The organism is Fulvitalea axinellae, assembly GCF_036492835.1.
GTDB lineage: Bacteria > Bacteroidota > Bacteroidia > Cytophagales > Cyclobacteriaceae > Fulvitalea > Fulvitalea axinellae.
In genome coordinates, this window is the sequence record NZ_AP025314.1 from 1,468,296 (window position 1) to 1,483,405 (window position 15,110).

The window sequence follows — 15,110 nt, forward strand, 5'->3', positions numbered from 1 at the left end:
CTCTTGAACGGCGATTGCTGTTCGAGAGCCTTTTTATATCCTTTGGCTTTATCTTAAAGTGCGTGTCTTAGTTTTTGGCCCCAAGAATCCGCGGAGCTTTCCAATTGTGGATTGTCATTCAGAGGAAGTCCTCCGACTGATCCTGTGGCTTGGACGATTCCTTTGCTTTGCTGTACTACGTGCGCCAGTTCATGCCCCATTAAATGTTGGTCAAAACTGCGGTTCATGTTCAGTGTTTGGGCTACGTGGATGTCGTTGCCTTGAGCGTAAGCGTGGGCTCCGATGCTTCTTGCCGACATGGAATTTTGAATCACGTTGACATTTGAGAAATCATGTCCCATAATGTCAGAGGCTCTTTGAACCACGTAATCAAGAGATCCTTTTTTAGGTCCTTCGGTCATGGCTTGTACAGGCTGTTCGCCGAAAAACGATGACGAATCGGTCATTGCCTGAACCGTATCTGATTCCGAGGACTGTTGGAGCACTTGTGGGGCGGGACTCACGATATCCGCTATTTTTCGTTGGGCTACGGCTTCCGGGCGCCGGTCTTCGAACGAGGCGGTGCCGTTGGGTCCAGCCATTGGCTTGCGCTGCAATGTGGAAGCGTGCTTAGGGACCATTTTTTGTTGCAAAGGCATGAACATAGTGGCGTGGTTTCGCTGTTCTCAGGTACAAATAGCAAACCGGAAGTATTCCTTTATGTTCGGCGATTGCGATTTTTTTGTAACAGTTTTTCTATAGCGTCTAATTTTTGGTTTCGAAAAGGCCTTCGTTCTTAAAGCTTGAAGACGATCGGCAACGTCATGTCATAACTGATTTCTTTGCCTTTGTGAAGGGCTGAGGCCCATTTGCCAGAGGTCTTTTCTATCAGCCGTATGGCTTCGTCGTCACAGCCGAAGCCGATACCTTTAACTATTGTCGGGTTTTCTACGGCCCCTTGTGGGCTTACTGAGAACTTTACGTAGACAGGGCCTTGGATCCGCATTTTCTTGGCGTTTTTAGGGTACTTCAGCTTTTCGTTTACATAGCTGTAAAAGTCCTTGAGGCCTGTTTTGAAAATAGGGAGCGAGTAGGGGACTTTATATTCTTCGGGAGCACCTTCAATGTCAAAGCTTTGCCCGGAAATGAGGTTGTTGTTTTCGTATACTTCTTCGTAAAATCGATTGCCGTTAGTGTAGTAACCTCTCCATGTGCCGGTTTTTCGGCCTCTATTTAACGTGCCTGTCTCTTTGAGTTTTCCGTTCGGGTAATAGCCTGAGTATATTCCATTACCTTTGGTGACCGTTTGTTCGCCTTGGGCATTCCATTGGTTGATTATTATGCGATCATTTTCGATAATGGACCAGAGGGCGTTGGCCGGGACTTTGGCGATCTGTTTAAATGATAGGTGCTTGCACTCCAGTGTCGGTGCGCCTTTCTCGTTCCAATATTTCCAGATTCCGAATTTCTCGTTGTTGGCGTATTCCCCTTCGCTTATTTTCATTCCTTCTTTGTTGAAGTATTGGAATATTCCATGTCGTAAGTTTTGCCGGTATTCTCCTGTGAACTTCTTTTTTCCGTCGATGTAAAAGGCTTGGGCTTTTCCGTGCCTTACGTTTGTCTCTTTTTTTCGGAGGACGGGCACTTCCAGATAGAAGTTGGCTTTTTTAGGATCAAGAGTTTCTTGTCCTTCGCTTATGTAATGTAATTTTTTGACATGTTGGGAAAATCCATGTATAGATCCTCCGATTAAAAATAAGAGAAGAAGAGGGACGGTTCTCATTTTCAGGTAGTTTTCAATAAATCTAAAAAACAAATAATCATCTCAATATATTAATCTGTTTTATTTCAAAAAAGAAAAAGTGATTAATTGGTGATTTTATTGTCTTGAAAATAATGAAAATGCTGATTTAGAGGATAAAATAGTTCTATTATAAATTTGACATGTGTTGTTTTTTGTTTGAAAACTGGATTAGTATCTAAATTTTAAAATATAATTCTATTTAAATGTCGGGAGTGGCGGTGAATTGTAATGTTTAGCCAGTAAGTGTTATTTATTTTCTTGGTTGAGAGAGTAGGGTTTTGTTGCTTGTTGTTAGTTATCGGTTAGTTTCCGTGTCCGCAATTTTTTGAATAAGGTCCGATTCAAGAATACGAAGGCCTTCGGGCTTTTGGCTATTTACGCTTACTGAACAGATAGCCTTTGCCACGTCCGAGGCTTGGATTGCACGGTATTTTTTCAAGAATCCTACCAAGAATAGGTTCATGATTCCGCTGATGGTTTTAGCAAAATCCTCACCCGCTCTTTTTTCGTCTCTTTTGCCAAGTAACAAAGAAGGGCGGAAGAAATATGTGCTGGAAAATTGGAGCTTGGTGATGGCGTCTTCGGCTTCGCCTTTGGTTTTATTATAAAAGACCGAGGACTTTGCGTTGGCGCCAATTGCGGTGACTATGAAGTAACGTTCCGCTCCTTGTTCCCTTCCCCAGCGAGCGAAGTTGAGCGGGTATTCGAAATCAACTTTCCGGAAAGCTTCCTGTGAGCCGGCCTTCTTTATTGTAGTGCCGAGGCAGCAGAATAAGTCCGAGATTGTGGGGAGGTCCAAGCCGTCCAGATTTTCGAAATCGCAGACTATTGTTTTTATTTTTTCAGATCCTAAATCGACAGGTTTTCGCACTAGGGCAAAGACGTTGTCGTAGTGTCCCGTGTTGGCAAGCTGTTTGGCGAGTGACTTGCCGATAAGGCCGGTGGCTCCGGCGATTAGCGCATTCTTTTCCATATTTTTTTGATACCAAAAAAACGCCGTGACTGTTTGGCCACGGCGTTTCTATTCGTTATAGATTTTTATTAAAGCTTGTTCATCACGAAGTTCGTAAGCATACGGTAAAGGTGCATGGTCGTGTTTCCGCCGTAGATTCCGTGGTTGCGGTTCGGGTAGTAGAACGACTCAAATTGCTTATCCGTTTTTACGAGTTCGTTAACCAATTCCACAGCGTTTTGGAAGTGGACGTTGTCGTCGCCGGTGCCGTGAACGAGCAGGAAGTTACCCTTGAGCTTCGAGGCGTGGAATACAGGGGAGAATGCGTCGTATCCGGTAGGGTTGTCTTGCGGGCGTTGCATGTAGCGCTCGGTGTAAATGCTGTCGTAGAAGCGCCAGTTGGTTACGGGCGCCACGGCGATGGCCGCTTTGAATACGTCGTTGCCGGTGAAGAGGCAAAGCGACGACATGTAGCCACCGTAGCTCCATCCCCAGATTCCGATTCGGCCTTTGTCAACGTATGGGAGCGAACCGAGGTATTTGGCGGCGCTGATTTGGTCTTGCGACTCGTATTTACCTAGGTTCTTGTAAGTGACGTGTTTGAAATCGCGTCCGCGGAAGCCTGTGCCGCGGTTGTCTACGCAAGCGACGATGTAGCCTTTGTTGGCCAACATGTTGAACCAGCGGTCACGCGACGACGGGAAGCTGTTCTTTACGTTTTGTGAGCCAGGGCCGCCGTAAACGTACATCAGAACCGGATACTTTTTGTTCTTGTCAAAATCGGCCGGATAAACCATGTAGCCGTTGAGCGAGATGTTCTCTTCCGTAGTGAAGTCGAAGAATTTCTTTTCGCCGATTTTGTAGCCTTCGAGGCGCTCCAAAGTGGCTTTGTTCTCTTCCAAAACACTCAGTTGCTTTCCGCTTGAGCGGTGGAGCGTTACGGTATTTGGAGTGGTGAGGCTAGAATAATAGTTGATGTAGTAAGCGTGGTCTTTGCTCATGTTCACTCGGTTGGTTCCTTCGAGTTTGCTGAGCTTCTTTTTGCCTCTTCCGTTCATCCCGATTACGTAGAGCTCTCTTTGGAGCGGAGACGTTTCGGTAGAGATGAAGTAGATTTTCTTTGATTTCTGGTTTACTCCGACAAGTTCGGTCACTTCCCAATCGCCTTTGGTGATTTGGCGGGTTTGTTGGCCGTCGGCGCTGTGCCAGTAGATGTGCTTGTAGCCGTCCTGCTCGCTTGTACGGATAATTCCCTTGTCGTTTTTCAGGTACGTGAGATTATCGTTGTAGTCGAGATCGACGTAAGTTTTGGCCGTTTCGGTAAGGGCCGTTACCGTGGCTCCGCTAGCGGTGTTGCCGTGAAGGATGTCCATGCGGTTTTGCAGACGGTTGAGTCTGAGGATCGAAAGCTGTCCGGCTTTTGATGTCCAGTAAATGCGCGGTACGTAGATGTCGGTTTCCTGCCCGATGTCCATGCTTACGGTCTGTCCGTTTGAAGTGTCGTAGACTTTCACTTCGATAAGCGAGTTGTCTTCGCCGGCTTTCGGGTATTTGAATTTGTAGTCTTTCGGATAAAGGTTGCCCCAAATCTGCATGTTATATTCCTTTACGCCCGATTCGTCGAAGCGGAGGAAAGCGATGCGTTTGCTGTCCGGAGACCATTTGAAGGCTTTGGCCATCGAGAATTCTTCCTCGTAAACCCAGTCGGCGCTACCGTTGATTATTTTGTTCCACTCGCCGTCTGTCGTGATGGCGGTTTCGTTCAGGTTAGCAAGGTTGGCTACATAGAGGTTATTGTCTCTTGTGTAGGCCACTTTCTTTCCGTCGGGTGAGAACGTGGCGTACGACACCTTTTTTCCGTCGGCCAAAACTCTGAGAGTGTTGCGCTCAATATTATAAAGGTAGTATACCGCTTTTGAAGATCTTCTGTAAATCCGTTCGAAAGAGGTGGTGAGCAGGGCTTGGGTTTCGTCCGCATTGAACGAATAGCCTGAAAAGCGAGGGAACTCGTTGTCGATTGTTCTGAGTTGGCGTGTATCGACGAGCGTGTCGATAGCCGCGTTTTTGACAATGTCGAATTTAACCACGAAAGAGCTGTTGCGGTCCGATTTCAGGGAGCTGTAATAGCGCCCGTCGTTCATCCAATTGACTCCGTATACGGAACGGGACCCGAATGCGCCTTGTTTGAAAATGCTTTCGAGCGTGATGTCCTTTTTTTCCTGGGCGAAAGCCGATAAAGTCAGGAAGGAAAGGAATACTATAAGGGTTGCTTTTAGGTTGTGTTTCATTAAAAATCCGTTAACGATTCTAGTTTACAGATACAATTTAGCTAATAATAAGAAAAAATCTTTCGCATTAGCTTTGTGGGTAAAAAAAAGGAAGGATTTGAAAACAGAGGTCAAGAAATAGGGGCAAGGACTTTGGATTCGGGTAGAAACAATCGACTTTAAATATGTCGATATGACTTTTTAAATAGAGTGATCAAATGCCTGTCCAATGAGTTTTGTGGAATTTACCAATCGTCTAGCTGGTCTTCGGGGGCGTTATCGATTTGTTCACGCAATTTTTTCAGTTCCTCTTCACTAGGCCTGTAGATTTCGAATTCTACACGGCGGTTGAGAGACATGTCGGTTTTGCTGATAGGTTTGGAACTTCCGTGACCGATGGCCTCAATCCGCTGTTCGGGAACATCCTTTATGAAGGAGATGTAATTCATGATGGCGTCGGCGCGTTTTTGGGAAAGCTCTTTGTTGAATTCCTCGTCGCCGGAAGAATCCGTATGCCCCGAAATCTTCAGCTTGAAATTCGGGTGGTCCAGCATGAAATTGGCCACCTTATTCAAGTCGGCGTACATGGCGGGCAATATATCCGATTTGCCGTTTTCGAAACGGATGGATTCGAATTTCAGTTTGCGTGAAATAGCGCTGGTGTTTTCCGATATGTCGGTGTCGCCATCCAGAAAGATTACTTTTTCTATTCTGAAAAAATCATCGCCCTGTATTACCAATAAGTATTTCCTTTTGTCAATAAGGTTGAATTGAAACTCACCGTCCTTATTCAGGAATTTTGGTGCGACTTCAATACCTTGCTCAAGGTCAATGACCGATACGATTCCGGTAAAAGGCTCATCGTCTTCCGCATCCACCAACGAGCCCGTCAGCGATGTATTGGCGTCCGGGTGCGCTTCCATCGGTAGGGGGAAGGAGTATAGGTCAAGGTTGCTTAGTTTGTTCTCTATCGATTTGGCGTAGAAAATCCGGTTAAAGGTTCCGTCGATTGTAAAGTAAAATTCGCTTTGCTCGCTGTTGACAAGCGGGCCGATGTTCAGCGGGTCGCTCCAATTCGAAGTGCCTATTTTATGGGATTTATAAATGTCTTGCGCTCCGAAGTTTAGCGGATGCCCGTCTGAGCTAAAGTATAAGACGTTTCTGGCCGGATGGAAAAACGGGCTAACGTCGTTTCCTCTCGTATTAATCACTGGACCGCAGTTTTTGGCGGGCGTCCAGGTTCCGTCTTTTTTGCGGGTTGTAAAGTAAATGTCGCTGAGCCCGAAACCGCCCAAACGGTCGGAGGCGTAATAAAGCGTATCGCCCGACGGCGAAAGCGACGGGTGGGAGTCCCAGGCGTTGCTGTTTACGTTTATGCCGAGGTTTTTTACATTACCCCATTGTCCGCGTTCGTCCAGCGTGGCCTCGAATATGTCGCAATTGCCGTAGCAGTCCGGGGCGTCGCAGCGCGCGAAGTATAGTCGGGTACCGTCGGCGCTGATGCAGACGGAGCCTTCGTTGTTTCGGCTGTTTACGCCGGGGAGTAAGTTGGCTTCGCTCCAATCTCCGTCGTCACTGTCGCTGAAGTAGATGTTTTCATGGCGTGTGACACGGATTCCGTCGTTGGTCTCCATCCTTTTTGACGTGAAGATCAAACGTTCGTTGTCAGGTCGCAAGAACGGAGCGTAGTCTGATTTATCGGAGTTGATCAAATGGCCCATGTTTTGGCGTACGCCGACGGGAGGCCTTAACGTGTCGATATACTGTCTGTACTCAACCAGCTCGTAGTAATAGTCCAGAGGGATATAATCGGATGCTTTGTCCTGCGACAATTGGTCTTTCGGGACCAGTTTCATTATCGGGTCGCCTTTTCTATGGTGGCGAAGGACCATTGAGTACAGCAATTTGGCATTTTCGGGATTTCCGTATTCTTCGGTGATTTTTGCCAAAAGCCAGAGCAGTCTTGTGTCGCGATAAAAATTGCGAATCCCGAAATTATCGACATATTTATGAAGTATCGGATATAGTTTTACGAACTGGCCTTCCTTTTCCAGCGAAAGGATCTTTTCCAGTTTTTTGTTGTCCCTATAATATGCCCGCTTGTGTAGGTTGTCAAACGTGGGCATGGGGAGCTCTTTGGAAGTAATTACTTTCTTCTTAGATCTCTTTCTTTTATTTTGCCCTTCGGCCCCCGGGCATAGAAGGAGTAATAGGGTTAGCAGTAAAATGATATGGCCACGAAAATTTGGCATTTAATATACGTTTGCGTTGCTGGAGCCCATTTGTCCTGCTTAAATAACGGAAGGGCTCTGTTTTTATGTCTTTTACACCCGTTTTTGAGGTTTTAAAAATACTCCTAACGACACAAGACACAATTTAACCTAAATATAGTCCAGAGTTGTCATACTTGGAAATTTCCCGCTTCTGATTTTGGGCATAATAACGCAAGAACGCGTTATTTTTATAAAGAAGGATAATTAACGGTCAAAAAGTAAGAAACCCGAGTGCTGGAAAGAACGTGTATGTCACAAGGTGCATATAACCGATCTCGCATCGGAGCAACATATGTTGTTTTATATTGGCATATCTATTGCCAATGTATACCCCGCAAATAAAACGAAGACAGAATTCAAAAACACTGCCACTTTGGCATGTCGAGGACAGATAACATGAATAAAAGTCATAATACATTCCTTAGTTCATTAACATTGTCCGAATTGCAGGATGACGATTCAGGAGAATTGATCTCTCTGCTTCCCGAAGATGATGATAGTGAACTGGAGGCCGAAAGCGGTTTGCCGGATACTTTGCCTATTTTGCCTGTAAAGAATACCGTACTCTTTCCGGGGGTGGTAATTCCGATTACCGTTAGTCGCAGCAAATCTATTTCTTTGGTGAAAGAGGCCTATAAAGGCACTCGCATTATTGGCGTAGTGGCTCAGAAAAATAATAGCGAAGATCCGGGACTGGAGGATATTTACGGTGTGGGCACACTTGCCAAGATCGTGAAGATGCTCGTGTTGCCTGACGGAAACACCACAATCATTATCCAGGGCCGTAAGCGCTTCCGCTTGGGCGAAGTGGTGACTCAGGAACCTTACTGGAAAGCTACGTTCGACGTTCTCAGCGACATGGCGCTTGACGAGGACGACGAAGAGACCAAAGCGATTCTGGAATCGGTAAGGGAGTCGGCTTACCGCATGTTGCGCCTCAATCCGGATTTGCCTCAAGAGGCCCAAACGGCTCTTGACAATATCGATAACTACACTTTCCTGATGCATTTCCTTTCCTCGAACCTGCAGGTCGAGGTGAAGGACAAGCAGGCTCTGCTCGAAATCGAGAACCCTAAGGAAAGGGCGTCCACTTTGCTTGAGTTTATGCTCAAGGAAGTGCAGATGCTTGAGCTTAAGCGTGAGATCCAGAGCAAGGTCAATTCCGATATCGACGCCCAACAGCGCGACTACTATTTGCGCCAGCAAATGAAAGTGCTTCAGGACGAGCTCGGGCAGGAAGGCCCTGACGTGGAAGTGCGCGAGCTGAAGAAAAAAGCGGCGAAAAAGAAATGGCCGAAAGAAATTGCCGCCCATTTCGAGAAGGAATGCGATAAGTTGCTTCGCCTTAACCCTTCGGCGCCGGAATATCCCGTAGCGCTGAACTACGTTGAGTTTATGGTCGATTTGCCTTGGGGTGAAGTGACCGAGGATAATCTGGATCTTAAGCACGCCAAAAAAGTGTTGGATTCGGCGCACTTTGGCCTTGAGAAAGTCAAGGAGCGTATTATCGAATACTTGGCGGTATTGAAGCTGAAGAAAGACCTCAAAGGACCGATTCTTTGCCTTTACGGCCCTCCGGGTGTTGGTAAAACATCGTTGGGTAAATCAGTGGCTGAAGCTTTGGGTCGTAAATACGTTCGTTTGGCTTTGGGCGGTTTGCATGACGAGTCCGAGATCCGTGGCCACCGTAAGACTTATATCGGCGCAATGTCGGGTAAGATCTTGCAGAACGTAAAGAAGTCGGGAACGGACAACGCCGTTTTTGTTCTTGACGAAATCGATAAGGTGAGCTCTGATTTCCGTGGGGATCCGTCTTCCGCTTTGCTTGAGGTTTTGGATCCGGAGCAGAACAACGCTTTCAACGATAATTATCTGGAAGTAAGCTACGATTTGTCGAACACGCTTTTCATCGCTACGGCAAACTCGCTTGACACTATACAGCCGGCTTTGCGCGACAGGATGGAAATCATCGAACTGTCGGGTTATACGCTGGAAGAGAAAACGGAAATTGCCAAAAGGCACCTTATTCCGAAGCAAATCGAGGAAAATGGTCTGACAGCCGATCAGGTTAAGTTCGGCAAGCCTGCGATCGTGAAAATTATCGACGGATATACTCGCGAGTCTGGCGTTCGTAACCTTGAGCGCAAGATCGGAAGCGTGGTTCGCAAGATCGCCAAGTCGGTGGCTTTGGAAGAGGATTACGAAAAAGAGGTTACGCCGGAGAAAGTGGTGGAATTCCTCGGAAGCGAAATCTTCGACAAGGAGCTTTACCAAGACAATAAGTTGGCCGGTGTGGTTACGGGCTTGGCTTGGACCAGTGTTGGCGGTGAAATTTTGTTTATCGAATCTAGCCTTAGCAAAGGCAAGGGCAAATTGACGCTTTCGGGCCAGCTTGGCGACGTGATGAAAGAATCGGCGATTACGGCGCTTTCATACCTCCGTACCCAAGCCGATGAGCTAGGAATCGATCACGAAGTGTTCGATAACTACGATTTGCACGTACACGTTCCGGCCGGAGCGGTGCCGAAAGACGGTCCTTCCGCCGGTATTACGATGCTTACATCACTCGCTTCGATTTATACGCAACGCAAAGTGAAATCCCGTTTGGCTATGACCGGCGAGATCACTCTTCGTGGCAAAGTGTTGCCTGTGGGCGGAATCAAGGAAAAAATCCTTGCGGCCAAACGCGCCGGCATCAAGGAGATTATCCTTTCGGTTAAAAACAGAAAAGACATCGAGGAAATCGACGAGCGTTATATCAAAGGCTTGACGATTAACTATGTGGAGGCGGTGGACGAAGTTCTGGACATCGCTCTGCTGAAAGATAAAGTGAAAAAACCCATGAAGTTTGTCATTGACAAAAAGGGTTGACAGTTTTATGAAAGACAGCCTTCGGGTTGTCTTTTTTACTTTATGCGAAATGGTTCGTTCCTTGCGGGAATATGAGTCGGGCCTGTTTTGTAAGGTCTGGTGTTTATGTTTTTTGAAGCGGTTGGCGATGATATATCCCAGTAAGTTTAAAAACGTTTTTATTCAGAACCTCCGGGTCGGAATCCTGATCCCCTTAGTGACGGTTTTTCTGTTTTCCGGAAAAGCTCAGGCTCAGTACGGAGGACGTAATTCTTTTCCGTTTCTGGATTTGCCCGCTGGTGCCGAGGCTTTGGCTTTGGGTGGTGTCGGTTTGACGGGGAAATCTGCTCAGTCGTTTTGGAATAATCCGGCGTCATTGGATAAGGATGCGGACAATGTGGCGTCGTTTGGCTACGCTTGGTATCCGGCAAATATGGGGCTCAGTAGGGCCAGTTATTCCCGTGATTTTGAAAAGACCGGAATGTGGGCTATTGGCATTGCGTATTTGGGCCACGGAGATATTGACGCGTATGATGATACGGGAAATAAAACCGGAACCTTCAACGCTTCTGATTACGTGATTACGCTTGGAAAAAGCCATCAAATGGGCCCTTTCCGAATGGGCTTGAACCTTAAATACGCCGAATCCAGAATTGATTCGTATAAAGCCTCGGCTATTTTGCTCGATATCGGAGGTAGGTTTGAGCATCCCAAAAAGGATCTGGCCGTCGATTTGGTGGTTACGAATATTGGTGCGGAAGTTTCCCGCTTTGAAGACCAAGCGTTGGACTTGCCTTTGGATGTTCGCTTAGGCGCAAGTTTTAAACCCGAGCATATGCCTGTGCGGTTTCATTTGGCTGTTTTTGGTTTGGGCTCCAGCGGAGAAATTTATTCCGACCCTGACAACCCGAACAAAGAGGAAGGCGACGAGCCCTCAGGTGCGGATAAAGTGCTTACGCATATGTCGCTTGGTGGTGAAATCATCTTTAGCCCAAAATTTGTCGCAAGGTTAGGCTATAATGGGGCGTATCAGTATGAACTTCAACAGGAAGGAGCTGGCGGATTGTCTGGTTTTTCGGGCGGTTTCGGTTTAAAATTAAAACGCTTCCGCTTCGATTACGCAATGGGAGGGAAACACGCTTCGGGCGCCGCCCATCAGATTTCCTTGTCGGTGAATTTGTCCAAAACAGAAATCAGCCTTTAATAAAATTATATGCGTGAGTTTAAAATCAGATTGGAATCTTTGGGAGAAAGCCATCGTGCGTCTTTTTATCCTTGGGTAAAAGATGAAGAAGCCGTGCGTTATTCCCTAAGTGCTTTCCAGCGGATGAAGACTGACGCCGATACAGATAAGTGGTTTGACGGTGTGCTGTCCGAGAAAGGAACCGTAAATAAGGCGGTGGTTTTGCATGATACGGATGTTTGTGTAGGCTATGCTGGATTATGCAAAATGTCTAAAGCGAACAAGTCCGCCGAGTATTTCATTTTTATAGGTGACCGTTCGAACTGGGGCAAAGGAATTGGTTCCTTGGTAACGAAAATGATCCTAAATATCGGTTTCGGAGAGCTGGGGCTCAACAGAATTACCCTAACGGTTTCGGAACCGAACGTTTGGGCGGTGAAGGCTTATCGCCGTTCGGGCTTTCAGATGGAAGGCCGATTAAGACAAGCTTGTCTGCGTGACGGGGAGTATCACGATAAATTCGCGATGTCGATATTGCGTGATGAGTGGGAAAAACAGAATCATAAAAACATTCATATATGTTAGGTGACACAAGATATTTGACTCCGAGGGAGATAGTCCAGGAGTTGGACAAGTATATTATCGGCCAAAACGATGCGAAACGCAATGTGGCTATCGCCTTGCGAAATCGTTGGAGGCGGATGAACGTAAAAGGGGATATCAGAGGAGAAATCAACCCGAACAATATCCTGATGATCGGACCGACGGGTGTGGGTAAAACTGAGATCGCTCGCCGATTGGCCAAAATTGCCGATGCGCCGTTTACGAAAGTGGAGGCTTCTAAATTTACGGAAGTGGGCTACGTGGGACGTGATGTGGAGAGCATGATTCGTGACCTCGTAGAGCAGTCCGTGAACATGGTTAGCGCTCAGAAGAAAGCCGAGGTAAAGGAAAAGGCGATGGAAATCGTGGAGGACATTATCTTGGACGCGTTGATTCCGCCGGTTTCGAACAAGCCAGCCAGACCGTTGAACGATGATGAGGTACCTCGTACGGACGCTGAATTGAACGAGAAGACCCGTGAGCGTTTCCGTGAGAAAATAAGAAATAAGGAGCTCGAAGACCGTAAGATCGAAATCAGCGTAAAATCAGCCGGGCCGGCCAATATCGGGATGATCGGTGGCGGAGCGATGGACGACGCTTCGATGATCAACTTGCAGGAAATGTTGGGGAATATGATGCCTAAAACCAGCAAGAAAAGGAAAGTTACGATTGAGGAAGCCCGCAAGATTCTGCTTGAAGAGGAAAGCTCGAAGCTCATCGATATGGATGAGGTGAAGGAAGAGGCTTTGCGCAGGGCGGAAGAAACCGGAATCGTATTTATTGACGAGGTTGACAAGATTGCCAAAGCGTCTACTTCAGGCGGTGGAGGCCCGGACGTAAGCCGTGAGGGCGTTCAGCGTGATTTGTTGCCGATTGTGGAAGGAACGGCTGTTTCTACCAAATACGGCGTGATTAATACGGACCATATCCTGTTTGTGGCTGCGGGCGCTTTTCACTTCGCGAAGCCTTCCGATTTGATTCCGGAACTTCAGGGACGTTTCCCGATCCGTGTGGAGCTGAGCGATCTTACCGAGTCGGATTTCTACCATATCTTGAAAGAGCCTCGAAACGCACTTACAAAACAGTATGAGGCGTTGTTTGGAGCGGAAGAAGTCCAGTTGGAGTTCGCCGACGAGGCGTTGAAAGAATTGGCGACCATGGCTTTCCGCATCAATAGTGAAGTGGAAAACATCGGGGCGAGACGTTTGCATACGGTTGTCAGCAAGTTGCTCAACGAGTTTTTGTTTGATGTTCCTGACGTAATTGGCCCGAACGCCAAAATTATGGTGACTAAGGAAATGGTTCAGGATAAGCTCAAAGGGACAGTCCAGGATAAGGATTTGAGCCAGTATATTCTTTAAAAGCAAAAAATGTTTGGCCGAGAGGCCAGTTCTGATATTGGAAAAGTCGCCCGAAAGCGACTTTTCTTGTTTTGGATTTTTGCAAGTCTCGAAACGTTGTGGGGGCTTGTGCCGTTTGTAATATTGGATGGAAAGCAGCGCTTTTCTTTTTCGGGGAGTTTGTGGAGTGTGGGTAGGTTTTCAATCTAAAATAATTGAATCATGCCAAATAGCGACAACCTTAGAAATTTTCTCGACTACCTGCTTGTCAGGGAAGAAAAAGGAGGGCGAGGCAAAAAGTCCGTTCCTTTTGTTACGATTACCAGAGATGTCGGATGTGAAGTTGACGGTTTTGTCAGGTTGCTGACAAAACGGCTGTCCGATATTTCCCATACTCCTTGGAGCGTTTTGGACAAGGAGATTTTGCGCTTGGCCGCATCCGAACTCAAATTGAAAGAAAATGAGTTGGAGGATATGCTGGAACGGAGCGAACACTATGTTTTCGATGATATATTGGCTTCTTTTTCCGAAAATTATTACAACAAGAGCGAGGCGAAGGCAAAGAGTATTTTGCGGGACGTGATAAGGGACCGGGCAAAACAAGGACATGTTGTTTTTGTGGGTCGGGCATCGGAAATAATTACGAAAGGTTTGCGGGGAGGCCTTAGGGTGAAAGTGCACGCCCCGTTTGAGTGGCGAGTCGATCGCTTGTCAAAAGAGTGGGGAGTGTCGCTCAAAGAGGCTCAGGAAATGACCGAAAAAGCAGAAAAGCGAAAAGGGAATTTTAGAAACCTCTTTAAAGAAAACGAAAACGATTATCCTGAATACGACCTGACCTTCAACAAGTCAAGTTTGACTGATTTGGAAATGGTCGAGATTTTGGTGGGTATCTATCTTTCGAGATGGGGAAAAATATAGAACGCGTGATGTTTGAACTCATGGATGCGGGAATAATGAATCCGTGTCCATGAGTTTTTTTATGTTTGGGGCAATTTTTTCACGAAACTTCTCGGCTCCTATGATTTAGGCTTCAGATTTGTTTTTTGTATTTGGACACTTGAAGAGGCTTCAATGGAGTTGGCTTCGAAATTATTCACCTGAAAAAGTTAAGGGCCAACATAGCCGAGGCCGAAGAGATTATGAAGAACATTGATCACAGAGACGAGATTTTGCCTTCAGATGGAGGGCCTGTTTATTTTGAGACAAATCTGGAAAACTGGGTAGCCGAACCTTGGAATACCGTGACGGCGTTTATGTTTTTGTTGATAGCCGCCTTTTGGGTTAGGAAGTTGGTTTTGGACGGGAAAATGAAGCAGGTTTTTCTAAGGTTTGCCGTACCGATGTTGGCTATTGGCGGACTTGGCGGTACGCTTTATCACGCCTTGCGTACGGATTTTTGGTTGATGATGATGGATTGGTTGCCTATTCTGTTATTGATTTTAGGTTGTAGCGCATATTTTTTACGATTGGTGTCGGGAGCTTGGTGGAAGGCGTTCGCTTATATATTGGCGGCGTTCGTGTTTTTGGCCGTGGTATCGTGGGTCATTCCGAATCATCAGGATGCCTTAAAGACGAATCTCACTTATTTTATTCAGTTCATGATTGTACTTTTACCGACGGTTTTGGTTCTTAAAAAGACCCGTTTCAAGTATTCGGTATATGTTTTTGTGGCTTCGGGCAGTTTTGCCTTGGCCTTGTTTTTTCGTATAGCAGACCCTTGGGGTTGGATTCCTATGGGAACCCATTTTCTTTGGCATGTATTCGGAGCTTGTGCATGTCAAATGATGTTTGTGTACATTTATCGATTGGATAAGAACAAGGCTGTCTTTAGAGATATGGGACGCCAGTAAATAATTGTA

General features: G+C 46.5%; 11 protein-coding genes. 6 read left to right on the forward strand and 5 right to left on the reverse strand.

Features of this window, described 5'->3' with window-relative positions; all coding sequences use genetic code 11:
• Positions 1-53 precede the first annotated feature (53 nt).
• The 5 genes from AABK39_RS05975 to AABK39_RS05995 all read right to left on the reverse strand — a co-directional run bounded on the left by AABK39_RS05975 (position 54) and on the right by AABK39_RS05995 (position 7,128).
• The gene (locus AABK39_RS05975; protein ID WP_338394005.1) at positions 54-644 is read right to left on the reverse strand and encodes an eCIS core domain-containing protein; all 591 of its coding nucleotides are present in this window, start codon (positions 642-644) and stop codon (positions 54-56) included.
• Positions 645-775: 131 nt separating this feature from the next.
• Positions 776-1,762: a TonB family protein gene (locus AABK39_RS05980; RefSeq protein ID WP_338394006.1), complete on the reverse strand. Its 987-nt coding sequence runs from the start codon at positions 1,760-1,762 to the stop codon at positions 776-778.
• A 316-nt stretch (positions 1,763-2,078) separates the two neighbouring features.
• On the reverse strand, positions 2,079-2,756 hold the full coding sequence (locus AABK39_RS05985; RefSeq protein WP_338394007.1) for an NAD-dependent epimerase/dehydratase family protein: 678 nt from the start codon (positions 2,754-2,756) through the stop codon (positions 2,079-2,081).
• A gap of 68 nt (positions 2,757-2,824) precedes the next feature.
• Positions 2,825-5,023, reverse strand: a complete 2,199-nt coding sequence (locus AABK39_RS05990) for a S9 family peptidase (protein WP_338394008.1) — start codon at positions 5,021-5,023, stop codon at positions 2,825-2,827.
• Between the two features lie 224 nt (positions 5,024-5,247).
• A complete protein-coding gene (locus AABK39_RS05995) occupies positions 5,248-7,128 on the reverse strand; it encodes an OmpA family protein (protein ID WP_338394009.1) in 1,881 nt (626 codons plus the stop codon).
• A gap of 543 nt (positions 7,129-7,671) precedes the next feature.
• Between AABK39_RS05995 and lon the strand changes: the two genes are divergently transcribed.
• The 6 genes from lon to AABK39_RS06025 all read left to right on the forward strand — a co-directional run bounded on the left by lon (position 7,672) and on the right by AABK39_RS06025 (position 15,101).
• Positions 7,672-10,146, forward strand: a complete 2,475-nt coding sequence (lon, locus tag AABK39_RS06000) for an endopeptidase La (protein ID WP_338394672.1) — start codon at positions 7,672-7,674, stop codon at positions 10,144-10,146.
• Positions 10,147-10,273: 127 nt separating this feature from the next.
• Positions 10,274-11,329, forward strand: a complete 1,056-nt coding sequence (gene porQ, locus AABK39_RS06005; RefSeq protein WP_338394010.1) for a type IX secretion system protein PorQ — start codon at positions 10,274-10,276, stop codon at positions 11,327-11,329.
• A gap of 9 nt (positions 11,330-11,338) precedes the next feature.
• Entirely contained in the window at positions 11,339-11,893 is a 555-nt protein-coding gene (locus tag AABK39_RS06010) for a GNAT family N-acetyltransferase (protein ID WP_338394011.1), read from the forward strand.
• Positions 11,887-13,272 (forward strand): ATP-dependent protease ATPase subunit HslU, encoded by a 1,386-nt coding sequence (gene hslU / locus AABK39_RS06015; RefSeq protein WP_338394012.1) that lies wholly within the window; start codon positions 11,887-11,889, stop codon positions 13,270-13,272. Before AABK39_RS06010 ends, hslU begins: the two co-directional genes overlap by 7 nt.
• A gap of 201 nt (positions 13,273-13,473) precedes the next feature.
• On the forward strand, positions 13,474-14,169 hold the full coding sequence (locus AABK39_RS06020) for a cytidylate kinase-like family protein (protein WP_338394013.1): 696 nt from the start codon (positions 13,474-13,476) through the stop codon (positions 14,167-14,169).
• A 221-nt stretch (positions 14,170-14,390) separates the two neighbouring features.
• Complete coding sequence (locus AABK39_RS06025; protein WP_338394014.1) at positions 14,391-15,101, forward strand: hypothetical protein; 711 nt, start codon at positions 14,391-14,393, stop codon at positions 15,099-15,101.
• Positions 15,102-15,110: the final 9 nt, after the last annotated feature.

Excerpts from the sequence above, each read along its gene's own strand:
- AABK39_RS06020 (WP_338394013.1), top strand. The coding sequence starts at position 13,474 with ATGCCAAATAGCGACAACCTTAGAAATTTTCTCGACTACCTGCTTGTC.
- AABK39_RS05980 (WP_338394006.1), bottom strand. The coding sequence starts at position 1,762 with ATGAGAACCGTCCCTCTTCTTCTCTTATTTTTAATCGGAGGATCTATA.
- AABK39_RS06025 (WP_338394014.1), top strand. The coding sequence starts at position 14,391 with ATGAAGAACATTGATCACAGAGACGAGATTTTGCCTTCAGATGGAGGG.
- AABK39_RS05995 (WP_338394009.1), bottom strand. The coding sequence starts at position 7,128 with ATGCCCACGTTTGACAACCTACACAAGCGGGCATATTATAGGGACAAC.
- AABK39_RS05985 (WP_338394007.1), bottom strand. The coding sequence starts at position 2,756 with ATGGAAAAGAATGCGCTAATCGCCGGAGCCACCGGCCTTATCGGCAAG.
- hslU (WP_338394012.1), top strand. The coding sequence starts at position 11,887 with ATGTTAGGTGACACAAGATATTTGACTCCGAGGGAGATAGTCCAGGAG.
- lon (WP_338394672.1), top strand. The coding sequence starts at position 7,672 with ATGAATAAAAGTCATAATACATTCCTTAGTTCATTAACATTGTCCGAA.
- AABK39_RS06010 (WP_338394011.1), top strand. The coding sequence starts at position 11,339 with ATGCGTGAGTTTAAAATCAGATTGGAATCTTTGGGAGAAAGCCATCGT.
- porQ (WP_338394010.1), top strand. The coding sequence starts at position 10,274 with ATGATATATCCCAGTAAGTTTAAAAACGTTTTTATTCAGAACCTCCGG.
- AABK39_RS05975 (WP_338394005.1), bottom strand. The coding sequence starts at position 644 with ATGTTCATGCCTTTGCAACAAAAAATGGTCCCTAAGCACGCTTCCACA.
- AABK39_RS05990 (WP_338394008.1), bottom strand. The coding sequence starts at position 5,023 with ATGAAACACAACCTAAAAGCAACCCTTATAGTATTCCTTTCCTTCCTG.